This is a genomic window from Nocardia sp. NPDC056064 (genome assembly GCF_042266925.1).
In the GTDB taxonomy this organism is placed as follows: Bacteria; Actinomycetota; Actinomycetes; order Mycobacteriales; family Mycobacteriaceae; genus Nocardia.
On the sequence record NZ_JBHJWO010000001.1, the window covers coordinates 3,585,881 to 3,608,416 of the forward strand.

At 66.7% G+C, this 22,536-nt stretch carries 21 protein-coding genes; 6 read left to right on the forward strand and 15 right to left on the reverse strand.

Annotated features, from left to right (window positions below; all coding sequences use genetic code 11):
- Positions 1 to 13 precede the first annotated feature (13 nt).
- The gene (locus ACFC06_RS16595) at positions 14 to 619 is read right to left on the reverse strand and encodes an alpha/beta family hydrolase (protein ID WP_375931415.1); all 606 of its coding nucleotides are present in this window, start codon (positions 617 to 619) and stop codon (positions 14 to 16) included.
- Positions 620 to 851: 232 nt separating this feature from the next.
- Between ACFC06_RS16595 and ACFC06_RS16600 the strand changes: the two genes are divergently transcribed.
- The 3 genes from ACFC06_RS16600 (at position 852) to ACFC06_RS16610 (ending at position 5,049) form a co-directional block, all read left to right on the forward strand.
- Positions 852 to 2,687: an acyl-CoA dehydrogenase gene (locus ACFC06_RS16600; RefSeq protein ID WP_375935532.1), complete on the forward strand. Its 1,836-nt coding sequence runs from the start codon at positions 852 to 854 to the stop codon at positions 2,685 to 2,687.
- Between the two features lie 222 nt (positions 2,688 to 2,909).
- Complete coding sequence (locus ACFC06_RS16605) at positions 2,910 to 4,178, forward strand: ATP-binding protein (RefSeq protein WP_375931418.1); 1,269 nt, start codon at positions 2,910 to 2,912, stop codon at positions 4,176 to 4,178.
- A 157-nt stretch (positions 4,179 to 4,335) separates the two neighbouring features.
- Positions 4,336 to 5,049, forward strand: a complete 714-nt coding sequence (locus ACFC06_RS16610; protein WP_375931421.1) for a helix-turn-helix domain-containing protein — start codon at positions 4,336 to 4,338, stop codon at positions 5,047 to 5,049.
- Positions 5,050 to 5,199: 150 nt separating this feature from the next.
- On the opposite strand, the gene ACFC06_RS16615 is transcribed toward ACFC06_RS16610, so the two are convergent.
- Positions 5,200 to 6,192 (reverse strand): GlxA family transcriptional regulator, encoded by a 993-nt coding sequence (locus ACFC06_RS16615; RefSeq protein ID WP_375931424.1) that lies wholly within the window; start codon positions 6,190 to 6,192, stop codon positions 5,200 to 5,202.
- 61 nt (positions 6,193 to 6,253) lie between these two features.
- Here ACFC06_RS16615 and ACFC06_RS16620 point away from each other — a divergent pair, with 61 nt between their 5' ends.
- Positions 6,254 to 6,832, forward strand: coding sequence for a cysteine hydrolase family protein (locus ACFC06_RS16620; protein ID WP_375931427.1), 579 nt, complete (start codon positions 6,254 to 6,256; stop codon positions 6,830 to 6,832).
- Positions 6,833 to 6,892: 60 nt separating this feature from the next.
- Here ACFC06_RS16620 and ACFC06_RS16625 read toward each other — a convergent pair whose 3' ends face one another.
- The 7 genes from ACFC06_RS16625 to ACFC06_RS16655 form a co-directional block, all read right to left on the reverse strand.
- Positions 6,893 to 7,156 carry a hypothetical protein gene (locus tag ACFC06_RS16625; protein WP_375931430.1) on the reverse strand — a complete coding sequence of 88 codons (264 nt, stop codon included), beginning with the start codon at positions 7,154 to 7,156 and terminating at the stop codon, positions 6,893 to 6,895.
- 787 nt (positions 7,157 to 7,943) lie between these two features.
- Positions 7,944 to 8,198 (reverse strand): hypothetical protein, encoded by a 255-nt coding sequence (locus ACFC06_RS16630; RefSeq protein ID WP_375931433.1) that lies wholly within the window; start codon positions 8,196 to 8,198, stop codon positions 7,944 to 7,946.
- Positions 8,199 to 8,586: 388 nt separating this feature from the next.
- Entirely contained in the window at positions 8,587 to 9,102 is a 516-nt protein-coding gene (locus tag ACFC06_RS16635) for a hypothetical protein (protein ID WP_375931436.1), read from the reverse strand.
- 236 nt (positions 9,103 to 9,338) lie between these two features.
- On the reverse strand, positions 9,339 to 9,899 hold the full coding sequence (locus ACFC06_RS16640; protein WP_375931439.1) for a hypothetical protein: 561 nt from the start codon (positions 9,897 to 9,899) through the stop codon (positions 9,339 to 9,341).
- A 430-nt stretch (positions 9,900 to 10,329) separates the two neighbouring features.
- Complete coding sequence (locus tag ACFC06_RS16645; protein WP_375931442.1) at positions 10,330 to 10,887, reverse strand: hypothetical protein; 558 nt, start codon at positions 10,885 to 10,887, stop codon at positions 10,330 to 10,332.
- A gap of 259 nt (positions 10,888 to 11,146) precedes the next feature.
- Positions 11,147 to 12,016, reverse strand: coding sequence for a MaoC family dehydratase (locus ACFC06_RS16650; RefSeq protein ID WP_375931445.1), 870 nt, complete (start codon positions 12,014 to 12,016; stop codon positions 11,147 to 11,149).
- A complete protein-coding gene (locus ACFC06_RS16655) occupies positions 12,016 to 13,374 on the reverse strand; it encodes a 3-oxoacyl-ACP reductase (protein ID WP_375931448.1) in 1,359 nt (452 codons plus the stop codon). The genes ACFC06_RS16650 and ACFC06_RS16655 overlap by 1 nt, the downstream gene beginning before the upstream one ends.
- Positions 13,375 to 13,546: 172 nt before the next feature.
- Between ACFC06_RS16655 and ACFC06_RS16660 the strand changes: the two genes are divergently transcribed.
- Positions 13,547 to 14,881 carry an acetyl-CoA C-acetyltransferase gene (locus tag ACFC06_RS16660; RefSeq protein WP_375931451.1) on the forward strand — a complete coding sequence of 445 codons (1,335 nt, stop codon included), beginning with the start codon at positions 13,547 to 13,549 and terminating at the stop codon, positions 14,879 to 14,881.
- A gap of 65 nt (positions 14,882 to 14,946) precedes the next feature.
- On the opposite strand, the gene ACFC06_RS16665 is transcribed toward ACFC06_RS16660, so the two are convergent.
- The 6 genes from ACFC06_RS16665 to gnd all read right to left on the reverse strand — a co-directional run bounded on the left by ACFC06_RS16665 (position 14,947) and on the right by gnd (position 20,377).
- On the reverse strand, positions 14,947 to 16,575 hold the full coding sequence (locus tag ACFC06_RS16665) for a HipA domain-containing protein (protein WP_375931454.1): 1,629 nt from the start codon (positions 16,573 to 16,575) through the stop codon (positions 14,947 to 14,949).
- Between the two features lie 167 nt (positions 16,576 to 16,742).
- On the reverse strand, positions 16,743 to 16,961 hold the full coding sequence (locus ACFC06_RS16670; RefSeq protein ID WP_375931457.1) for a hypothetical protein: 219 nt from the start codon (positions 16,959 to 16,961) through the stop codon (positions 16,743 to 16,745).
- A gap of 101 nt (positions 16,962 to 17,062) precedes the next feature.
- On the reverse strand, positions 17,063 to 17,287 hold the full coding sequence (locus ACFC06_RS16675) for a hypothetical protein (RefSeq protein ID WP_375931460.1): 225 nt from the start codon (positions 17,285 to 17,287) through the stop codon (positions 17,063 to 17,065).
- A gap of 98 nt (positions 17,288 to 17,385) precedes the next feature.
- Complete coding sequence (locus ACFC06_RS16680; protein ID WP_375931463.1) at positions 17,386 to 18,360, reverse strand: alpha/beta hydrolase; 975 nt, start codon at positions 18,358 to 18,360, stop codon at positions 17,386 to 17,388.
- An 83-nt stretch (positions 18,361 to 18,443) separates the two neighbouring features.
- Positions 18,444 to 19,145 carry a hypothetical protein gene (locus ACFC06_RS16685; RefSeq protein WP_375931466.1) on the reverse strand — a complete coding sequence of 234 codons (702 nt, stop codon included), beginning with the start codon at positions 19,143 to 19,145 and terminating at the stop codon, positions 18,444 to 18,446.
- 200 nt (positions 19,146 to 19,345) lie between these two features.
- Positions 19,346 to 20,377 (reverse strand): phosphogluconate dehydrogenase (NAD(+)-dependent, decarboxylating), encoded by a 1,032-nt coding sequence (gene gnd, locus ACFC06_RS16690; protein WP_375931469.1) that lies wholly within the window; start codon positions 20,375 to 20,377, stop codon positions 19,346 to 19,348.
- Between the two features lie 308 nt (positions 20,378 to 20,685).
- Between gnd and ACFC06_RS16695 the strand changes: the two genes are divergently transcribed.
- Positions 20,686 to 22,536, forward strand: a complete 1,851-nt coding sequence (locus ACFC06_RS16695) for a VanW family protein (protein ID WP_375931472.1) — start codon at positions 20,686 to 20,688, stop codon at positions 22,534 to 22,536.

Here is a 22,536-nt window from a genome sequence, read left to right on the forward strand (position 1 = left end):
CCAGAGGTGGTGATCAGTCGTCCAGGTGTGCCCAGCGGGCGAACCACGGAGTGACGGCGGCGGCGATGGTGTCGAAGCCGGTGCGGAACGAGTGGGGCTGCTTGGGGATGACCACCAGGTCGGCGACATCGGCGGGTTCGGGGATGCCGAACGGATCGCTGCCCCCGTTGACGACCACGACCTCGATCTCCCCCGGTGCGAGCAGCTCGTCGCGGCGGCTCTTCTCCGGTTTCCCGGGCGGATGCAAGGGGAACGACAGCGCGATCACCCCGCGCGCGCCCGCCGCCACCGCGGTCCGACACGCCACCCGGGCCCCATTGCTGCGACCCCCCTGAACCAGCGGCAAACCCGGGTAGCGCGCCCGCAAGGCCGCCACGAGCTCGAGCCACGCCTCGTCCTGCTTGTCGGCGTTCCCCGGCGCTCGGCGGCCCGCCGCGCGATACGGCTGCACCACCCGCGCCACCACCCCACCGGCTTCGAGCGCCGAATCCCTTACTGCGAGAATGTCTTTCGCGTCGACGCCGCCACCGGCCCCGTGGGTGAGCAGCAGCAGGAAGGCCGGGACGTCCGGCTCGTCGAGCTCGATCTCGGCCTGCCCCGCTGAGGTCTCGATGCGCACACCTCACCGTAGCCGCACGCACACTGCGAGCAACCGCGCCACAGCCAGGCGTGTTTTTCCGGTCACATTGCCGCCCACCCCTTTGCCGTGGGCATTACCCACCGGTAATATGGTGCATAAGTTACCCGCGAGTAGCATGCGGAAAACCGGAAGGCTACCCGGTGGACGTCACAACGGGCGGGAACGGCGCACAACCGACCGCACCAGAACTCAACGGAGAGTGAGTACTCACATGGGCCACTACAAGGCAAACGTTCGCGACCTCGAGTTCAACCTCTTCGAGGTTCTCGGCATCGACAAGCTCCTGGACGCGGGCACCTTCGGTGATCTCGACACCGACACCGTGAAGGAGATGCTCTCCGAGGTCCGCCGCCTGGCCGAGGGCCCGCTGGCCGAGTCGTTCGCCGACGCGGACCGCAACCCGCCCACCTTCGACCCGAACACCCACACGGTCACCCTGCCCGAGTCCTTCAAGAAGTCCTACAAGGCGCTCGAGGACGGCGAGTGGGCCAAGGTCGGCGTCGTCGAGGAGCTCGGCGGCCTGAACGCCCCGTCGGCCATCACCTGGGCCCTGGGCGAGATGGTGCTCGGCGCCAACCCGCCGATCCAGATGTACGCCGCGGGCGCCGGCTTCGCCCAGGTGTTCTTCAACAACGGCACCGAGGAGCAGAAGGGCTGGGCCGCCAAGATCGCCCAGCGCAACTGGGGTGCCACCATGGTGCTGACCGAGCCCGACGCGGGCTCCGACGTCGGCGCGGGCCGCACCAAGGCGATCAAGCAGGAAGACGGCACCTGGCACATCGAGGGCGTCAAGCGCTTCATCACCTCGGGTGACTCCGACGACCTGTTCGAGAACATCATGCACCTGGTGCTGGCCCGCCCCGAGGGCGCCGGTCCGGGCACCAAGGGCCTGTCGCTGTTCTACGTCCCGAAGACCCACTTCGACTTCGAGACCGAGACCTTCGGCGACCGCAACGGTGTGTTCGTCACCAACGTCGAGCACAAGATGGGCATCAAGGCCTCGGCCACCTGTGAGGTCACCTTCGGCGGCCACGGCGTGCCCGCCAAGGGCTGGCTGGTCGGCGAGGTGCACAACGGCATCGCGCAGATGTTCGACGTCATCGAGAACGCTCGCATGATGGTGGGCACCAAGGCCATCGCGACCCTGTCGACCGGTTACCTGAACGCGCTGGAGTACGCCAAGACCCGCGTCCAGGGTGCCGACCTGACCCAGATCGCGGACAAGACCGCGCCGCGCGTCACCATCACCCACCACCCCGACGTGCGTCGTTCGCTGGCCACCCAGAAGGCGTACGCCGAGGGCCTGCGCGCGATCTACCTCTACACCGCCGCCCACCAGAACGAAGAGATCGCCGCCGCGGTCTCGGGTGCGGACTCCGACGTCGCGTTCCGCGTGAACGACCTGCTGCTGCCGATCGTCAAGGGTGTCGGCTCCGAGCGCGCCTACCAGTACCTGACCGACTCGCTGCAGACCTTCGGTGGCTCCGGCTTCCTGCAGGACTACCCGATCGAGCAGTACATCCGCGACGCGAAGATCGACTCCCTCTACGAGGGCACCACCGCCATCCAGGCCCAGGACTTCTTCTTCCGCAAGATCGCCCGCGACCGCGGCGTGGCCCTGGCCCACGTGGCAGGCCAGATCCAGAAGTTCATCGACGCCGACTCGGCCAACGAGCGCATCAAGGGCGAGCGCAAGCTGCTCGCCACCGCCCTCGAGGACGTCCAGACCATGGCCGCCACCCTGACCGGCCACCTCATGGGCGCCCAGGAGCAGCCGACCGAGCTGTACAAGGTCGGCCTGGGCTCGGTCCGCTTCCTGATGGCGGTCGGTGACCTGTTCATCGGCTGGCAGCTGCTGCAGCAGGCCGAGATCGCCCTGGCGGCCCTGGACAACGGCGCCACCGGCACCGACGTCGCCTTCTACACCGGCAAGGTCGCCACCGCGCAGTTCTTCGCCCGCAACATCCTGCCGGAGCTGACCGCGACCCGCGCCATCCTGGCCAACCTAGACAACGACATCATGGACCTGGACGAAGCCGCCTTCTGAGGTTGACGGCCCAACCCCTTTCCTGACGCGAACGGCCCGGAGCTCAGAGCTCCGGGCCGTTCGTCATCTCGATCCCGGCCGACCAGGCCGGATAGAGCAGTCGACAGGCCACCCACTCACCCGGTAGCCGCAGAAAAGAGGGGGCGAGACCATTCTGCGAATGGCAGAGTAGAAATTCTGCTATCGGAAGAGTAGAAGCCATGCAATCGGTAGACTACCGACATGGTCGACTACCGCGAGCGGATCATTGACCCCATCCTGGATGAACTTCAACCACACCTACGGGCACTCGCGATCTTCGGCCCGAAAGGCGTCGGCAAGACCGCGACAGCCCTCCAACGTTCCGCGAACACCTTCGATCTCAGCCAGCCCGCACAACGCGAGCTGATCCAGGCCGACCCATCGATCCTGACGAGCGTGGCGGGCCCTGTACTGGTCGACGAGTGGCAGCGACTGCCCGAGGTCTGGGACCACATCCGGCGCGCCGTCGATGCCGGGTCACCGCCGGGACATTTCATCATCGCGGGCAGTTCCGCTCCACGGGGAGCGGTCGTGCATTCCGGAGCGGGACGAATCGTGCCGATGCGCATGCGCCCGTTGACCATCGCAGAGCGAGGCATCGAGACCAGCACGGTGCGGCTGTCCGAGCTCCTCGACGGCGCGAGCACCATCCATGGCTCCACCGAAGTACGGCTCGCCGACTACGTCGAGGAGATCACCGCGTCCGGGTTTCCCGCGATCCGCCCACTTCCCCGCCGGGTTCGCCGAGTCGAGCTGGATGCCTACCTCGACAACGTGGTGCAGCGCGAGTTCCCTGAACAGGGCTACCCGGTACGCAAACCGGAGGTCCTTCGCGCCTGGCTGGCGGCATACGCGGCGGCGACCTCCTCGACGGCGGCATACTCCAAGATTCTCGATGCCGCGACACCGGGACTACCGAGCAAACCCGCGAAAGAAACGACGCTGGCGTATCGCGACGCTCTGGCCTCGCTGTGGCTTCTCGATGCTGTGCCGGCCTGGATTCCGAGCCGGAACCACCTCGACCGGCTCGGACAGGCGCCCAAACATCAACTGGCAGACCCCGCTTTGGCCGCCCGGCTACTCGGCCTCGATGACAAGGCACTGCTACGCGCCGAGCAGGGGGGTAGGCGACTGCGCGAAGGCACAGTTCTCGGCGCACTCTTCGAGCATCTCGTCACGATGAGTGTGCAAACCTACGCTCAGGCCGCCGAGGCGAACGTCGGTCACCTGCGCACGCGCAACGGAGACCATGAGATCGACATCGTCGTGCAACGTCCAGATGGTCGCGTACTACCGATCGAAGTCAAACTCGCGGATCGCGTTACCGATGTCGATGTCAAACATCTGCACTGGCTCCGACAGCACATCGGCGACGATGTCATCGACGCGGCCGTCGTCTACGCGGGTGAACACGCATACCGTCGCCCTGACGGAATCGCTGTCGTACCGCTGGCACTTCTTGGCCCCTGAATACGCGCACCGCGATGTGGGACGGACGACCGCATGCATCGTGAGACCGGGCCAGCGGACCGGAGTTTCAGCTCCGGTCCGTTTGTCGTCTCCCGGTGATCTTCCCGGCGTACCCTGGGTTCTACCGTCGGTCGGGGTGAGGCTCGGGGGTTGCAGAATGGGTGACAGTACCGCGCTCAGTGTGTATTTGCGGGAGCGCCGGATGGCCGCGGGCCTGGCGCGCTCGGAGCTGGCGATGCGGGCGCAGATGGCTCCGTTGCTGATCAGCCAGATCGAATCCGGCACCCTCGTGCCCAATACCGCTATGCTGCAACGACTTTTCGACAGCCTCGAAGTGCCGCTGTGGTATCGCAAGCACATCCTCGTACTCGGTTTGCCCACAGTCGATTCCGGCCCCGTCCCCGCCACCCCCACGGCCGAGGACCTGACCGATCTGGCCAGTCTCAACCACCCGGCCTGCTACCTACGTTTCCCCACCTTCGACATGCTCGCCGCCAACAGCGAATACCAGCGCCTGTTCCCGGGACTCGGCGCGGGCGTGAACATGCTCGAGTGGATGTTCCTCAACCCCGCCGCGAAAAAGGCCTACCTCGACTGGACCACCGAGGCCCAGCTCATGGTGCATGCCTTCCGCATGCTCGCTCCCCTGGCCTCGAGCCAGCGCGTCACCGCCATCACCGAGGCATGCAGCGTCTCCCCCGACTGGGACCCGGTCTGGGCCGCCGACACCAACGCCCAGGACGTCTCCCGCCGCCACCTCCGCGTCCGCGAACGCAGCACCGGCCTGGAACGCCGTCTCCTGCTGCGAATCTACGACCCGGCCTTCCCCACCCGCCCGTGGTGGCAATACCGCCTTATCCCGACCCGCTGACCAACAGCCACAGCACGCTGTTCATGGCCGACAGCATCGTCATCAGAATCCACGTAGGCCACTGCAATCCATCCACGCCCGAACCCCTTGCCACTCACCGTCCACAGCACCGAACGGGCCACATCCTACGGCGCGCCCTCGCCCCCGCGATCAGCCGATCCGGAAGCGATTGCGGTATTCGGCCGGAGTGGTGTCGAGGGTGCGCCGGAACGCACGGGCCAGCGTGTCGACGGTATTGAACCCGCACGCCACCGCGATCCGCGGCAACGTCTCGTCACTGGTCTCGAGCCGATGCCGAGCCACCTCCACCCGCGCCGATTCCACATACGCCGCAGGCGTCATCCCCAGCTCGGTGCGGAACACCCGCGTGAGCTGCCGCTCGCTCACGTGCGCCCGCTCGGCCAGCTCGGTCACCGTCAGCGGCTTCGCGATATTGCGCGAGATGTAATGGCGCAGTTCATCGATACGCCGAGTCGTCGAAACCGGATCCAGCGAAACACTGAATTGACTCTGCCCACTGGGCCTTTTGAGATACATCACGAGTTGCCGGGCCACGCGCAGAGCCAGTTCGTCACCGAAATCTTCGGCGACCAGGGCCAGCGTCAGATCCAGGCAGGCCGTGAGACCCGCTCCGGTCCAGATGTTTTCGTCACGGATGTAGATGGGGTCGGCATCCACCCGAACGGCCGGATGATCCTCCGCCAATTGCTTCGCCGTCGACCAATGCGTCGTCGCCCGCTTCCCATCGAGCAGCCCCGCCGCGGCGAGAATATGCGCCCCCACGCACACCGACGCCACCCGCCGCGCATCCTTCGCCAGCTCCACCACCGCATCGACCACCCCCGGATCGACCACCGCCCGCACCCGACGATCCCCGTCGGTCTCCACCGCCCCCGGCACCACCACCGTGTCGACCCGCCGCCCCGCCAGCTCCGCGAACGTCACATCCGGCAGCACCCGCACTCCCGCCGAGGTGGTCACCGGCGCCATCGACTCCGCGGCCAGCACCACCTGATAGCCCGTCGGCTCTTCCATCTCCCGCCGCAACAGCGAGAAGACCTCCGGCGGCCCGGTCACATCGAGCAGATCCACCCGATCGAACAGCACGATCACCACCAGCCGATCCGGCACCATCACCTCCATGTCCGAATCTGCAGGTTACATGACATTGCCGACATCTCCGCAGGTCCATACCGTGAATCCCATGACCTCCACCACCCTGCGCGAACTCAACGGCCTCGACCAAACCCCCGCCACCCTCGCCGACTCCACCCTGATCCTCGTCGACTACCAGAACACCTACACCCGGGGCGTCATGGAACTCACCGGCTGGCAACCCGCCCTCGACGCCGCCGCCGACCTCCTCGGCAAGGCCCGCGCCGCGGGCGCCACCGTCATCCACGTCATCCACGACGGCGGCAAGAACACCCCCTACGACATCACCACCGACATCGGCCGCATCCACCCCGCAGTCGCCCCAACCCCCGACGAACAAGTCGTCGTCAAAACCGCCCCCAACTCCTTCGTCGACACCGACCTCGGCCCCCTCGTCGACGCTGCGGGCAACGAATCCGTCATCATCGCCGGCTTCATGACCCACATGTGCGTCACCTTCACCACCGAAGGCGCCTTCCTCCGTGGCAACAAACCCACCGTCATCGCCAACGCCTGCGCCACCCGCCCCCTCGCCACGGTCCCCGCAGCCCAACTCCACGCCGCCGCCCTCGCCACAATCTCGGACCTCTACGCCGTCGTCGTCCCGTCCAGCGCTGACCTGCGCTGAGTACGTCCCCGGAAACGACGAAATGCACCGCCGACAGGCGGGGCATCCGTCACTCGTCCATCAGGACGGGCAGTTGACCGTGTACTCCCACTGGGTGTCGTCCTGGCCGCTGACGCGGACGGTCACCGTGGTGGCCGACCCGGACGGGAGCGAGACCACCGCGGAGCCGGTGCCCTGGTTGATGTTGTCGCCGATATAGCCGGTGTCCAGCACCTGGCCGCCCTCGTAGAAGACCTGGATGCGATCGGGGATGTTCAGCGTCTCGTACGAGAGCACGAACGAGGTAGGCCCGGTGACGCCGAGCTGGTGCACGGTGTTCGTCACCCCTTCCCCGCCGGATTTCGTCGAACTGTTGCACGGCTGCACAGTCTCCGAGGACCCACTCGAACTCCCGCCGAGGATCCCACTGCCCGTATCGAGCAGATCGCCGAGAATCCCACTCCCGGTGTCGATCACGCCACTGCCGGTACCGCCGCTCCCCGTGTCGGCGCCGGCCAACCCAGGTAGCACCATCACCGACCACGCCGCCGCTGCCATCGCGATTGCCGCTGTTCGTTTCAACGCTTCCTCCACACCATTTCTCGCACAAAGAATCATCAGGTGAAACGCGTTGGGCGACCGCAGGATCCGCCGCCCGGTCGAGCAGAGAAAGTTCTAGCACGCGCTCGATGGCACTTGAGCCGGCCTCGAATTCGGCCATCTAGCTGTTCAGATGCCGAGATGTTGCCAGGTTCTGAGTGGCCGAGAGTTGGCATCATGGCAATACCATCTCGACAGCTCCCACCAGGCACGGCAATTTATTAGCTCGTTGAACAAAACACCGGTCAGTAGACCAAAATGATGCAAACTCGCCGGTACCGCAATACTTCAGCAAGCAGTTGATGCGAACATGAGTTATCTCATAGAAGAACTTTGTAACAGTGGCAGGTCAAACGCCGATGCGACTTCGTTCGCCGCCACCCGATTGCGGCATATCGAGACCTGTTGCAGATTGGTAGATCGCAAACAAATCAAAGACTGCTCTCACCATGTGCAATCCGTGGATCTCAGTCCAACTCACTACTTGAAGGCTCGGCATACTCCTCCGGCCTGATCAGGACACCTTCCGTGATCAGTCATAGTCCGGAGGTGGGATGGGCTCGTCACGATCGCCGAATAGATATTGTGAAAATGCACGCAGGTACTCGTCCAGGTCTTCTTGGCGTTCGAACCACACATGCGTGCGTGAGTGCCATTCCCCTGTGGTGGTGCCGCGCGTGATTACGAAGTCGAGGGCCTCGCGGATCATTTGTCCGTAGTCAGGGTTCCTCGCGATATCCTCACACATCTCGGGGCCGTATCGCCACATCTCGTCGACGAACTCCACGGAGTGGACAATTAGGACCGGCCACAGTACTCGGTCGAGGTGGGGCACATCGTAATACCAGTCACTTCGGTAGGTCTCGGCCATGGAGCTAGACATCGGCGCCATGGCCGGTGACTGTGAATATTGTTTCGTATGCATCTGCCAAGAATAGGTACATGTCGTCTCCGCTTTCGAACTCGACGCCGTTTATATTCCGCATATCGTTTACCGTAAGGGGTTCTCAGTGCGAGCAACTCTCGATATTGTCGATCAGCTCGATCCGTGAGATTTGGGTTCTATTCTCGAAACCGCTGGCAATTCAGCTGGCCTCGCACCACATCAGCCCAGTCCCAGTACAATTCATCGCTCAGGAAGGAGAGGATCAGGCGGAGTTCCTTTTCTATCATCGTTACTCGTTGAAGTGGTAGTAGTACCAGGATTCGTCCAGGGGTACGTAGTACGTGTTGTCGATCATGCCGCTCGGGATTTCGCCGTGAGGTCGGTAGACGATGCCGGTGCGGACTATCGGGTAGTCGCGGGCGAGGCGGAAGCGGCAGGTGCCGTCGGGGTCTGGCGTGATGGAGTGGAAGCGGTAGAGGCCTATTGTCGTTGTCGTGGTGGTCTTTTCGCAGGTCGCGGCTGCCGCGGTCATGGCCGGTCGGGAGAGTTGCCAGCCGATTCGGCCGGGGAGGTCGAGCCAGGTCAGGGTCAGGGTTGTGGCTATCAGGAGGGGGACCGCGGCGGTTGGGCGCAGCGAGGCTGTGTATTTGGTGATGCCGAAGGATGCCAGGAGGGACCAGATAGTCACGGGGATTGCGCAGATGAGGCTGGCCTCGAAGAGGGTTTCGAGGTCTTCGAAGGCTGTCGCGTCTGCCCAGAGCGCCCAGAGGGTCGCGGCGAGGACGGGGGCGGTTGTCACTGCCATGGCGACTGTCCAGGCGGTGGAGGGATGGCGATCCGGGAGGTGATTCGGGAGCTTCTGCATCGGTGGCTTTCGGTTCAGGGGCCGATCGCTACCGGTGCAGGCTATTGCTGCGGTTTGTAGGCCAGCGGATTGCGTCGCAGTAGCTTGTGGCGTTGGGGCCGGTATCCCGGGGCGGTGGAAACGGCGAAATGCCCCGCCTGGGTGGCGGGGCATTATTCTCTTTCGCTCTCTTGCTATCAGTCGGTCTCGGCCGGGTCCTCTTCGCCGGCGGAGCCGGTCAGCAGGCCCTCGAGCAGGGCGGCCAGGCCGTCGGCGGAACCGGTGGTGGCCTCTTCCTCGGCGGGCTCGCCGGGCTTGGGGTCGGTGATGGCGCCGGCGGTGGTCTCGACCGGCGGGTCGGTCGGGTCGGTCGCGTCGTCGCCACCGGCCGAACTGGTCGCCAGGGCCTCGAGCAGGGCGGCCAGGCCGTCAGCGGAACCGGTGCTCGGCTCCTCGACGGGCTCCTCCGGCTTGGGGTCGGTGATCGCGCCGGCAGTGGTCTCGACCGGCGGATCGGTCGGGTCGGTCGCGTCGTCGCCACCGGCTGAACCGGTGACCAGGGCCTCCAGCAGGGCGGCCAGGCCGTCGGCGGAACCGGTGGTGGCCTCTTCCTCGGCGGGCTCGCCCGGCTTGGGGTCGGTGATCGAGTACGCGGACGGGGCCGGGGCCTGCGGGGCGGCGTTGGCGATGCCGGTGCCGAACAGGGCGAGGCCGGACGCGAGGACGATGCCGAGGCCGACGGTGCGGATCTTCTTCATGAAGTGAAACCCCTTGGTAATAACCATGTTTGCCGACTGTTTGTCGGCCTGAATTTTTCTAACATGGGCCTTGTGTACGTACCCAGCCGTATGTTTTGGGGGCATTCGCTGAACGTAAGCTGGAGATTTGCGGGTAGATTGCGCGATGTCGGACCCTGATCGAGGATTTCAGATCGATGCCCACTTCCGGTACTGCGCCGATGGTCGGGTGACGGTGCGATACCGCTATCACCGCAGTGCGATCGATGCATTCTGCTGAAGTGCAGGTGGGCCCGCGAGAGAGGTCCCCGCCGCGCCGGTCGGCGATCGACGCCCAACCCAAGTTAGTTCCCAGCTAACTGGCTTGCTACACCATGATTGATATCACGTCGAATAGCGGTAACGAATCACCGGACCAATACGATTGGGCCATAACGCTATTAACGTCGGGTCAACGCGGGCTCTCCAGGCACAGCGTGAATTCCTCGGTGACATAGACGAATTCCGTGGTCGGATACTTCGCGCACTGGAGCTCGCCGGCGGACAGCGAACCCTTGCTACCAGCGACTTTGGCGATGATCTTGCCCATCGCCGCGGGATCGCCACAGGAGATCTTCTCCACGTCGGGATGGTCGTCGTCGACCTTGTTGCCGTTGCGGTTCACCACGCAGTCACCGATTTCCGCGCTGCTAGCCGAGCGTGCTTCGGCGCGGACGAGACCCACCGCCAGCAGTGTCCCCAGCACGATGGGAATGAGGACGCCGAGCATTCCCGCCCGGCGCAGCAACGGCTTTCCGGGGTTCAACGGCGGGCGCGGGGCACCGGGAATCGGCGGTGGGAGTTTGTTGATCCGCCGGGCCGCGCCGATGTTCTGCAACATGATGAACGGGTTCACGATCACCGAAATCAGCCCGTACCAGCCCATCAGCGCGCTCTCGACCGTGAGATCGCGGTAGGTGGCGATGCCGCAGTCGCGGCAGTACGGGCCCGGCCGGGTGATGAACTGCATGACGATGACGGCACCGCGATGGGATCGGATCGGTGTGCGGATCGCGGGTGTTGCCCCGCAGATGCTGCAGTAGATCCCGTTGGCGGTACTGAAGTCGGCACGCGCCGACTGGAATTCCTGTGGCGCCGACACGGCGTCCCCCCGAACATTCGCAACCTGCCGGGCCGAATGTGCCCGGGCAAAAGGACATTAGAGCGAGGGGCGCCGGTACACAACAGGGCCGCACATCGGGTGGATGTGCGGCCCTGGTGCCCCGAACTCAGCGCAGGGTGGCGGTGAGGTGGGGGAAGCCCTTTTTGGGGTGGAGGATGGAGAGGTCCCAGCCGGTGTCTGCCTGGTCGGCGTAGATGTTGATCGACGACGGGAGGAAGATGGGCTTGCCGAATTTGACCGCGTAGGTGGTCTTTTCGGGAATTCGGCCCTCGACGGTGGCGAGGATGGTGGCGGCCGACCACATGCCGTGGGCGATGGTCTGGGGGAAACCCATGGCCTTGGCGCCCAGGCCGGAGACGTGGATCGGGTTGCGGTCGCCCGAGGCTGCGGCGTAGCGGTTGATGATCTTCTGATCGACGCGCTGCACGCGCAGCGGGGGCGGGGGGACCTCGTCGGCGGGGGGTGCCGACTTGGGGCCGCCGGAGAGCGAGGTGCGCTGCTGGTGCAGCATGGTCGAGACCTGGCGCCAGACCAGTTCACGACCCACCCGGATCTCGGTCACCGCGTCGATGAGCAGGCCCTTCGGGTGTTCCCGGAGGTTCTCGATGTGGGCGGTGAAATCGAGCGGCTCGGCGACGGAGATCTCGCGGGTGCGCTCGATGACGTTCTCGAGATGCACCGAACCCACCGCGGTGAACGGGAAGTCCCGCGCCACCAGCAGTTCCATCATCAGCGGGAACGACAGGATGAAGGGGTAGGTCAGCGGCAGGGTGTCGCTGAAGCGCAGACCGGTCGCGTGGCAGTAGGCGGCCAGGTGATCGGGATCGACCTGGAAGCCGTCGAGGACGATGCGGCGGTCGGGCAGGGTCGGCTTGCGACCCGAGAGCGGGCCCGGCAGCGGGACGGCGCCCAGCGCCGCCTTCGCGTAGAGCCCGCCGTTCTTCGGAACCTCGGCGAGGGTGATGGTCTGGGTCATCAGGCGCCGATCAGGCTCTGACCGCAGACGCGAACCACGTTGCCGCTCACCGCGTTCGACGCCGGGCTGGCGAAGTAGGCGATGGTCTCGGCGACGTCGACGGTCTGGCCGCCCTGCAGCAGCGAGCTCATCAGGCGACCGGCTTCGCGGGTGCCGACGGGGATGGCGGCGGTCATGGCGGTCTCGATGAAGCCCGGCGCCACGGCGTTGATGGTGATGCCCTTCTCGGCCAGCAGCGGGGCCTCGGCGTCGACCATGCCGATGACACCGGCCTTGGAGGCGCCGTAGTTGGTCTGGCCGCGGTTGCCCGCGATGCCGGCGATGGAGGACACGTCGATCACGCGGCCGCCTTCCTTGAGCACACCCTTGGCGACCAGGCCGGAGGTGATGCGGTGCGGGGCAGCGAGATTGACGTTGATGACCGAGTTCCAGCGACCCTCGTCCATGTTGGCGAGCAGCTTGTCGCGGGTGATGCCGGCGTTGTGCACGACGATGTCGATGCCGCCGAAACGCTCGGTGGCGAACTCGGCCAGGCGCTCGGCGGCGTCGGGGGCGGTGACGTCGAGGGCCAGGGCGGTGGCGCCGACCTTGTTGGCGGTCTCGGACAGGGCCTCGCCTGCGGCGGGGATGTCGGCCACGATGACGGTGGCGCCGTCGCGGGCGAAGACCTCGGCGATGGTGGCGCCGATGCCGCGGGCGGCACCGGTGACCACGGCGACCTTGCCCGCGAGGGGCTTGTCCCAGCTGGCGGGGGCGGTGGAATCGTCCTTGCCGACCCGGATCACCTGGCCGTCGACGAAGGCCGACTTGCCCGAGAGCAGGAAGCGCAGGGTGGACTCGAGGCCGGTCGCGGCGGCGCCCGCCTCGGGGTGCACGTAGACCAGCTGGCCGGTGGCGCCGCGGAGCAGTTCCTTGGCGATCGAGCGGCTGAAGCCCTCGAGCGCGCGCTGGGCGATCTGCGCGTCGACCGAGCCGACGAGCTCGGGGGTGGTGCCGAGCACGACGACACGCCCCGAAGGTGCGAGGTTACGCATCGCGGGCTGGAAGAATTCGAACAGCTGCGACAGGCCCTCGATGGAGTCGATGCCGGTGGCGTCGAAGACCAGCGCGCCGTACTTGGTGCCCGAGTCGAGCGAATCGGCGACGGTGTAGCCGTCGGCCAGCAGGGCGCGGACCGGCTCGGCGAGGCGACCCTTGCCACCCAGCAGGACGGGGCCGGGCAGTGCGGGCTCGCCGGCCTTGTAGCGGCGCAGCTCGGCCGGCTGGGGCAGGCCCAGCTTGCTCGCCAGGAACGCGCCGGGGGCGGAGTGGATGAAGGATCCGTAGAGGTTGGGTGCACCCTTGCTCTTGGCTGCCACTGTTCCTACCTTCTCTGTGCTCGACGTGTTGTATGACCGTGCTCGCCCAGTGTCCCCCGTGTGAATCACATTTGCGGGTACGGTGTCGACAAACGAACTTACTCCAGAGTAAGTTTAATGTAAACCGATACGCCCGGCGTACCCGGAACCGACGAGACCATGGAGAACTCGAGTGACAAGCAAAGCCCGCTCGGCGACGGCCAAGGCCAAGACCCCTGCCAAGACCGCGAAGACCCAGCGTCCGGTCGCGATCGTTGGCGGTAACCGCATTCCGTTCGCTCGCTCCGACAAGGCCTACGCCAAGGCCTCCAACCAGGACATGTTCACCGCCACCCTGGACGGACTGGTCAGCCGGTTCGGCCTGCAGGGCGAGCGCCTGGGCATGGTCGTCGGTGGCGCGGTGCTCAAGAAGGTCGGCGAGCACAGCCTGATCCGCGAGAGCGTGCTCGGCTCCAAGCTCTCGCCCTACACCCCCGCCCACGACCTGCAGCTCGCCTGTGGCACCGGCCTGCAGTCCATCGCGACCGTCGGTGACGCCATCGCGATGGGCCGCATCGAGTCCGGCATCGGCGGCGGCACCGACACCACCTCCGACGCGCCGATCGGCGTCAGCGAGGACATGCGCGAGTGGATGCTCACCGCCAACCGCGCCAAGACCAACAAGGACCGGCTCAAGCTGGTCGGGCAGCTGCGTCCCTCGTTCCTCGGCATCGAGATCCCGCGCAATGCCGAGCCGCGCACCGGGCTGTCGATGGGTGAGCACGCCGCGATCACCGCCAAGGAGTTCGGCATCGCCCGCGAGGCGCAGGACGAGCTGGCCTACCTCTCGCACAAGAACATGGCCGCAGCCTACGACCGGGGCTTCTTCGACGACCTGATCACCCCGTTCCTCGGCCTGACCCGCGACGACAACCTGCGTCCGGGCTCGACCGTGGAGAAGCTGGCCACCCTCAAGCCGGTGTTCGGCACCAAGCTGGGCGACGCCACCATGACCGCGGGCAACTCGACCCCGCTCACCGACGGCGCGTCGGCGGTGCTGCTGTCCACCGAGGAGTGGGCCACCGAGCGCAACCTGCCGGTGCTGGCACACCTGGTGGACTCCGAGGTCGCCTCGGTGGACTACATCCACGGCCCCGACGGCCTGCTGATGGCGCCCACCTACGCGGTGCCGCGCCTGCTGGCCCGCAACGGCCTGACCCTGCAGGACTTCGACTACTACGAGATCCACGAGGCCTTCGCCTCGGTGGTGCTGTGCACGCTGGCCGCGTGGGAGTCCGACGCCTACTGCAAGGAGCGTCTGGGCCTCGACGGCGCGCTGGGCTCGATCGACCGCAGCAAGCTCAACGTCAACGGCTCCTCGCTGGCCGCGGGCCACCCGTTCGCCGCCACCGGCGGCCGCATCGTCGCCTCGACCGCGAAGATGCTGGCGGAGAAGGGCTCCGGCCGCGCGCTGGTCTCCATCTGCGCCGCGGGCGGCCAGGGCGTCGTGGCGATCATCGAGCGGTAGTCACACCGAACACCGAAACGGCGGGTGGGCTCCAGAATTCGGAGAACACCCGCCGTTTCATGTACTCAGTGCGAACCGAACGAGTTCTCCAATTCTCCTCTGCGCAACCGCAACTCCCGCAGTGTTCGGTTCAGGGGCGAGCCGCTGAACGGAAGCGCCATCGTGTCGACAACCGAAGCGGCGCGCAATGCGAGCTTCTGGGCGGAAACCGCGGCCTTGGCGGGCAGCCCGACCTCGGCGGCGAACTCGCTCCAATGGCTTGCGCGCAGACCTCTGGTTCGCCCAACGATCGGTACAGCCATCGAATCATCGCCATAGATGAGAGTGCAGGGAATGTCGTACATCGGCGCGATTCCCCAGCGTCCAACTCCATCGCGCAGGACCCCGACGTTCTTCCCGTGCAGATCACCGTTGCCGGTCAACCAGGCGAAGAGGAACTGCAGGTAGAGGTTTCGAGCCGCGATAAGCGGCGCGTCGGCGATCCGGGCCAGCGCCTGTACGACGGCAACCGAGTCGACGTTGTATTTCGCCGATGGCGGCAGACCGAGGACCTGCGTCGCGTCTTCAAAGGCGAGACGGCGCCACCGACCGCCGTCGTGGACACGGTCGAACCGGCGGATCAGCAAACCCGATTGCCCGGACCCGTCGTGTACCAGGTTCGAGTCGACGACACCCAGCTTCAGCATTCTGGCTGCCGCCAGGTGTGCCGCTTCGTTCTCGATCAGGTTCGGGTAGCTCGCCTTCGACAGTTTCAGGATGAATCGGCCACCAGCGGCATGGCGTGAGGAGCCCGACAGCATCGCGCTCGTCTTGTCCTGCACCCCAGGAAGACTGTGCCGATCGGTCTCCGCGGCCAGCCGATCGAAATCGAGGTCGCCGAGCGATCTTCCATCTACCAACGCCGGAACGTCGTCGACGTGATCTGTACCGCTCGGAAAGAGCTGGACATCGCCTGGTGTTTCAGCGCCGACCGCGAGAAGAAGTGCGAGCTCATCGCCGTTCTTCAGCAATCCCCGCAGTGCCGTCAACCGCTCGCCTTCAGGCAGCAAGCCCGAGAAGAACGAGGGCGCCGTACCTACTGGGCCACACACCGATCGCCCCCCGATCGGCAGCGTGGATGCGACCGGTTCTCCTTCGAGATCTAGATAGCTCGCCGCGTAGTGGAATTCGATGCGCCCATCCGATTGGCGATCAAGGGAACCCGCCAGAACACCAGCCTTGTAGACATCGGCGGATTGAACACGATCAGAGTGGGGCGCGTGGCTGCGACCATCGTGCCTCGCGGTGGCTGTCGGAGCGGCCCAAGGAACCGAATCCCGCACCCCCGAAGAGAGCTGCGTCGCAGCCAGGCTACGCGCGATCAGTGCTCCATGAGGCTCATAGACGAAGAGTGCTATTCCATGTTCATCGGAATGTTCATCGGCATACGCCACGGCAGGTTTGGAGAATTCCGAGGCAGCAAAGAAGAGGAGCCGCTTTTCGAGAAGACTCCCTCGGGCACCGAAAAGCTTCTGGAGCTCGTCCCGCGAAACGGCGGCACCACGCCACTTCACCTGGGCAAGCGCTCTGCCCGAAGAGACATCGATGCCACCATCTGCACCATCGCCGGTCAACGCTGCATCATCGAACCCCATGGCCCGCATTTGCACGGCGGCATTGAGCTCGGCGTCCCGGTATGTGCGAATGTACTGCACGGCAAGCTCCCCCCGACGTCGGCAATAGCCCGGTCAGCATAGCATTTTGCTATAACCGGACGGGGTGGCAGTCCGGTTGTCGTGGCGATCATCGAGCGGTAGGCGCACACAGCGAAAAGGCCGCGGCGGCATCCGATTACGGGTGTCGCCGCGGCCTTTCTCGCGGGTCAGCTGTTGCAGAAGGGGATGGGGTGGGGGCCTGCGGTGCCGCCGCAGAGGATGACCTTCAGGAGGCCTACCGGGGCGTCCAGGAGGGCGGAACCGGTGCCGCCGGAGCCGGATTCGGCGATGGCGGTCGGGGTGGAGGTGGCGGGGGCGGCCAGGGCGGTGGGGGCGGCGGTGGCGATGCCGGCGAGGGCGGCGGTGGCGACCAGGAGACGGATCATTCGGCGATGCATTGATGAGCCTTTCGAGACTTCGAGTTCTGTGACTGGGACGTCGGGTGCTGCGACCGGGCTGTCGAGACCGGTTGCGGGTGCAGCCGTTGTCAGCGGCACATCGGGTTCGGGTGCGGCTGGCTGGAGCCCCAGGGGCCGCAGATCAGGAGTTTGATGAAGCCGAGGGGGAAGTCGATGAGGGCGGAACCGGTGCCCGCGGAGCCGGACTCGGCGATGACCGCGGGGGCGGTGGGTGCGGGGGCTGCGAGCGCGGGGGCGATGCCGCCCGCGGCGATGCCCGCGACGGCGGCGGTGGCTACCAGGATTCGTGCCATACGACGGTGCATTGACTGGCCTTTCGAGAATTTTGTGGAGCTGATCAACACATCGGGTGACTCGAAGTTGTTGTTCCGCCTAACTTTCGGGGGCTTGACTAGTGCGCGCCGATCGCTTCGGCGAGCAGCGGCCAGGAATTGTGCAGGTCTTCTTCCCAGTACTTCCAGGTGTGGGTGCCCGCGGGGCGGAAGACGGTCTGGGCGGGGATGTTCAGCTCGTGCAGGCGGGCGGCCAGGCGCTGGGTGCACAGGTTGGTGGCGGCCTCGATGGCACCGCCGAGCAGGATCTGGTCGGTGAGGCCGATGACCTTGCCGGGGCTCGCGCCCGCCGGTATCTGTTCGGCGACGCCGGGCAGGCCGGTGGCGCTGGAGAGGTAGATCGCCTTGCCGCGCAAGCCTTCCGCGTTCAGGTAGGCGTCGTTGGCGCGCCAGGCGGGGTCGCCGGGCGGGCCCCACATATTGGCGGGATCGGCACCGGCGCGGGCGAAGACGAGGTCGACGTAGGCGCGGCCCATCGGATCGGAGACCGAGGCGCAGCCGCTGTAGGCGCCGACGGCGCGGTAGCGGTCGGGGGCGGCGATGGCCAGGTTGAGCACGGCGGTGGCCGACATGGACAGTCCGGCAATGGCATTGACGCCGGTGGTGTTCAGGGTGGCGTCGATGATCGGGGGCAGTTCCTCGGTGAGGAAGGTCTGCCACTGGTGGCGGCCGAGCTTCGGGTCGTCGCGCTGCCAGTCGGTGTAATAGGAGAACTTGCCCGCGGCCGGGGTCACCACGTTGACGTTCTTGTCGGCGAAGAACTGCACGATGTCGGTCTGGGTGTACCAGTTCGCGATGTCCTCGCCGCCGCCCGCGCCGTTGAGCAGATACAGGGTGGGGCGCGGCGCGCTGGTGTCGTAGGGGGTGATGACCTGCAGGGGGATCACCCGGCCCATGGCCGCGGAGTACACGTGCAGGGTCTGCTGACGTTGGCCGGGCCGGTCGATGTGGTCCAGGCGCGAGGCGTCGGCACCGGCGGTCGCGGTCGGCAACAGCAGCAGGGCCGCGGCGGCGGCCAGGGCACGGAGGAGCACGGGGAGAGTCCTTACAGCGAGGGGATACGGCCGAGCCACCGGGACGACAGCGCGAATCGTCCCGGTGGCCTGGTGCTACGCGATCAGCTACCGATCAGATTGCGCAGCACGTCGGAGAGGATGTCCGACAGCGAGCCGGTGGAGCTCAGCTGTCCATCCGAGGAGCCGAGGCCGTTCTCGCCCAGGCTGCCGATCACCGTCTCGCCCGCGTTGGCCGCGCGCGCGGTGAAGCAGGCGGTGAGGTTGGGCATCTCGTTGCCGACACCCACGGTGCCCGCGACGCCGACGCCACCGCTGGTGATCTGCTGACCCGCCTTGACGCTGTCGGGCACCGGGTAGGTGATGGTGAGCGTGACCGGGTTGCCGGAGTTGACGAACCAGCCGGTGCTGGTGACCTTCCAGCCGCCCGCGTTGGGGACCGGGGTGACGTCCTCGGTGACCTGGCCGCCGATCGCGTGGTAGGCGGTGATGGTGGTCTTGACCGGGGCGCCGAAGCCGGTCGGCGGGAAGTCGGTGATGGTGTTGACGTACGGGTTGCCGATGCCGGTGGTGCCCACGATCACCTTGTAGGTGACGGTGGTGCCCACGCCGATCTCCTCGGCGCTGGCGACCTTGTCGTAGACGTGGGTGACACCGACGGTGCTGGCGTCCTTCTTGGTCGCGTGACTGCTGACCGAGCAGTCGCCCGCGGCCGTGGCGACGCCGGCACCGAGCCCTACGCCGACACCGGCGACGACGAGCGCGGTGGTGGCGACGCCCGCGGCGAGACGCGAAGTCCGGATCATGTTTTCCTCCAAAGCCCTGCTCCATCCCCCTTCTGGCGACACCGTAGCGGCCGGACTGGACGGTTGTCCGGGAAAACAAGAACGTGTTCTCATTTTTGTGGAACATAATCGTTTTACTCTTGCGGCGGCGTTGTCGCAGGTAGGATTCGCGCGCCCGCGGCCTCCCGCCGGATGACAGGAGGCCGCGGTCCGCGAGGGGGTTACTTCTGCGGCAGCTCGTTGTGGCCGCCGAAGGCCTTGCGCATGGCCGAGAGCATCTTGTCGGCGTAGAGCGCCTCGCCGCGCGAGGAGAAACGCTGGAACAGCGCGGCCGAGAGCACCGGGACCGGTACCGCGGTGTCGATGGCGGCGTCGATGGTCCAGCGACCCTCGCCGGAATCGGACACCCGGCCGCTGAACGAGTCCAGGTTGGGGTCGGCGAACAGGGCGCCCGCGGTGAGGTCGAGCAGCCAGGACGCGACCACCGAGCCGCGCCGCCACACCTCGGTGATCTCGGGGATGTCCAGGTCGTACTGGTAGTACTCGGGGTGCTCGAGCGGGGTCTCCTCGGCGGAGTGCTCGCCGTCACCGTGCGCGGCGCCCATATTGGCGTGCTGGAGGATGTTGAGGCCCTCGGCGTAGGCCGACATCGCGCCGTACTCGATGCCGTTGTGCACCATCTTCACGAAGTGACCGGCACCGGCCGGGCCGCAGTGCAGCCAGCCCTGCTCGGACGGGGTCGGCTCGCCGGTGCGGCCCGGGGTGCGCGGCGCGGCCTCGACACCGGGGGCGATCGACTGGAACAGCGGCTCGAGGTATCGCACCTGCTCGGCCTCGCCACCGATCATCAGGCAGAAGCCGCGCTTCAGGCCGAACACGCCACCGGAGGTGCCGATGTCGAGGTAGTGAATACCCTTGGGCGCCAGTGCCTTCGCGCGCTTGATGTCCTCGTGGTAGCGGCTGTTGCCGCCGTCGATGATGATGTCGCCCGGCTCGAGCAGCTCGGCCAGCTCGTCGATCGCGGCGCCGGTCGCGCCGGCGGGGATCATCACCCAGACCACCCGGGGCGCGTCGAGCATGCCGACGAACTCCTTCAGGTCGGTGCTGCCCTGGAAGCTGTCGCCGAGCTCCTCGGAGAGCTCGTCGATGTGGCCCTGGTGGCGCTCGTGACCCACCGCGGTGTTCCCGTCGGCCACGATGCGGCGCACGATATTGGCCCCCATCCGGCCGAGGCCGATCATTCCCAGCTGCATCAGTTCTCCCTCGTTGTCCGGTCCGTGGTGGCGAGTCTCACCCCCGATTGTCGCGCGCGGGCACCCGCCGCTCGCTGGCGGCCGTCCACTACCGTCCGGAAATTCCCCGGAAACGGCTGTAACGCCCCGCTCCGGGCCGCGATAAACAGATCGGCTCCGTGTAGTTGCCAGACCCCCGACCCGGCAACTACGCGGAGCCTTCGTACGTCCGCCCCCGATCGCCGGGCTGCCGAGAATGCCGACGCGCATTACCCTTGGCCGGGGCCCCGCAAACATCGGGAGCTGAACAATTCGACGGAAGGACCTCCGTGCCCACCGAGTCGACCGCCGGGCAACCGGCCGACCGAAGGGGCGAGGTCGGACTACGCAAGTTGCTCGAAGCAAATCGCACTTTCGATGCCGACACCACCGCCCTGCCCACCATGCCCCTGAGCACTGTCACCCGTGACCGCTGGTCGAGCGCGCCGCAGCCGCCCACCCAGCCCGGTGACCAGCAGCAACTGATCAAGCGGATCGGCATCGCGGTGGGCGCGGTGCTGGCCCTCGGGACCGCCGCCTACCTGGCCGACCTGGCCTTCAGCGCCGGGGAGGTGCCGCGCGGCACCATCGTGGCCGGGGTGGATGTCGGCGGGATGGACAAGGCCGAGGCCGACGCCCTGCTGCACGACCAGCTCGGCCCGCGCGCCGAACAGCCGCTGGCGGTGCGCATCGGTGACGTGCAGTCGAGCATGGTGCCCGCCACGGCGGGTCTGCAGGTGGACTGGGACGGCACCTGGGACGCGGTCGGCGACCAGCCGCTCAATCCGGTCAGCAGGCTGGTGTCGCTGTTCGGCAGCCGCGAGGTGCAGGTGGCCAGCACCGTCGACACCGCCGCGCTCGACGAGCAGCTCGCGCAGTTCCGCACCCACGACAACCCGACCGTCGAGGGCACCGTGCGCTTCGACAACGGCACGCCGGTCGCGGTCGCCCCCGTGCCGGGCCGGGTGCTCGACACCGAGGGCGCGCGCGCCGAGATCACCGCGCACTGGGCCGAGGGCAATGCCCTGGACCTGCCCGTGGTGGCGGCGCCGGTCGCGGTGCGCATCGAGGCCGTGCAGGCGGCGCTGGCGCAGATCGCGAATCCGGCCATCGCCGCGCCGATCGTCGTGTCCGGCAAGGACATCCGGGCCGAGCTCTCGCCCGTGCAGATCGCGAGCGTGCTCAGCTTCGTACCCGACGGCAACGGCGGGCTGGCCCCGAAGATCGACAACGACGCCGTGATCGCCGCGCTCGCACCGCAATTGGCGGTCTCCGAGATCGAACCCAAGGACGCCACGTTCACGGTGGGCGCGGGCAAGCCCACCGTGGTGCCCGCGGTGGTGGGCGAGAAGGTCGACTGGGCCAAGACGCTGGAGAAGCTGCCCTCGCTGCTGAGCCTGTCCGGGGATCGCACCGTGGCGGCGGTCTACGAGCGCATCGAGCCCAAGCTCACCACCGAGGCCGCCGAGGGGCTTGGCATCACCGAGATGATCGGCGAGTTCACCACCGGTGGCTTCAGCGGCCCGTCCGGGGTGAACATCCGCACCGTCGCCGCCAAGGTGGACGGCGCGGTGGTGAAGCCGGGAGATACGTTCTCGCTCAACGAGTTCACCGGTCCGCGCACCGCGGCCGAGGGCTATGTGGAGTCGGGCATCATCGACAAGGGCAGGCCGAGTACGGCCGTCGGCGGCGGCATCAGCCAGTTCGCCACCACGCTGTACAACGCCGCCTACTTCGCCGGGATGGAAGACGGCGGGCACACCGAGCACAGCTACTACATCTCGCGGTACCCGGCGGCGCGCGAGGCGACCGTGTTCGACGGCGCGATCGACCTGGCCTTCCGCAACACCTACGCGACCGGCGTCTACATCCAGACGGTGGCCACCGGCTCCGACATCACGGTGCGCCTGTGGGGCACGAAAACCGTTGACGTGGAGTCGATCACCGGCGAGAAGACCAAGCCGACCGAGCCCAACGAGATCACCCTGCCCAAGGGCAAGGACTGCATCGCGACCGAGGGCGCGCCGGGCTTCACCATCTCCGACACCCGGGTGATCACCGATCGCAAGACCGGCGCCCAGGTGTCGCGGCACACCCGCACGGTGAAGTACGACCCGATCCCGGTGGTCAAGTGCGAGTGA

Excerpts from the sequence above, each read along its gene's own strand:
- ACFC06_RS16600 (WP_375935532.1), top strand. The coding sequence starts at position 852 with ATGGGCCACTACAAGGCAAACGTTCGCGACCTCGAGTTCAACCTCTTC.
- ACFC06_RS16605 (WP_375931418.1), top strand. The coding sequence starts at position 2,910 with ATGGTCGACTACCGCGAGCGGATCATTGACCCCATCCTGGATGAACTT.
- ACFC06_RS16610 (WP_375931421.1), top strand. The coding sequence starts at position 4,336 with ATGGGTGACAGTACCGCGCTCAGTGTGTATTTGCGGGAGCGCCGGATG.
- ACFC06_RS16615 (WP_375931424.1), bottom strand. The coding sequence starts at position 6,192 with ATGGAGGTGATGGTGCCGGATCGGCTGGTGGTGATCGTGCTGTTCGAT.
- ACFC06_RS16620 (WP_375931427.1), top strand. The coding sequence starts at position 6,254 with ATGACCTCCACCACCCTGCGCGAACTCAACGGCCTCGACCAAACCCCC.
- ACFC06_RS16635 (WP_375931436.1), bottom strand. The coding sequence starts at position 9,102 with ATGGCAGTGACAACCGCCCCCGTCCTCGCCGCGACCCTCTGGGCGCTC.
- ACFC06_RS16640 (WP_375931439.1), bottom strand. The coding sequence starts at position 9,899 with ATGAAGAAGATCCGCACCGTCGGCCTCGGCATCGTCCTCGCGTCCGGC.
- ACFC06_RS16645 (WP_375931442.1), bottom strand. The coding sequence starts at position 10,887 with ATGCAGTTCATCACCCGGCCGGGCCCGTACTGCCGCGACTGCGGCATC.
- ACFC06_RS16650 (WP_375931445.1), bottom strand. The coding sequence starts at position 12,016 with ATGACCCAGACCATCACCCTCGCCGAGGTTCCGAAGAACGGCGGGCTC.
- ACFC06_RS16670 (WP_375931457.1), bottom strand. The coding sequence starts at position 16,961 with ATGATCCGTCTCCTGGTCGCCACCGCCGCCCTCGCCGGCATCGCCACC.
- ACFC06_RS16675 (WP_375931460.1), bottom strand. The coding sequence starts at position 17,287 with ATGGCACGAATCCTGGTAGCCACCGCCGCCGTCGCGGGCATCGCCGCG.
- ACFC06_RS16685 (WP_375931466.1), bottom strand. The coding sequence starts at position 19,145 with ATGATCCGGACTTCGCGTCTCGCCGCGGGCGTCGCCACCACCGCGCTC.
- gnd (WP_375931469.1), bottom strand. The coding sequence starts at position 20,377 with ATGCAGCTGGGAATGATCGGCCTCGGCCGGATGGGGGCCAATATCGTG.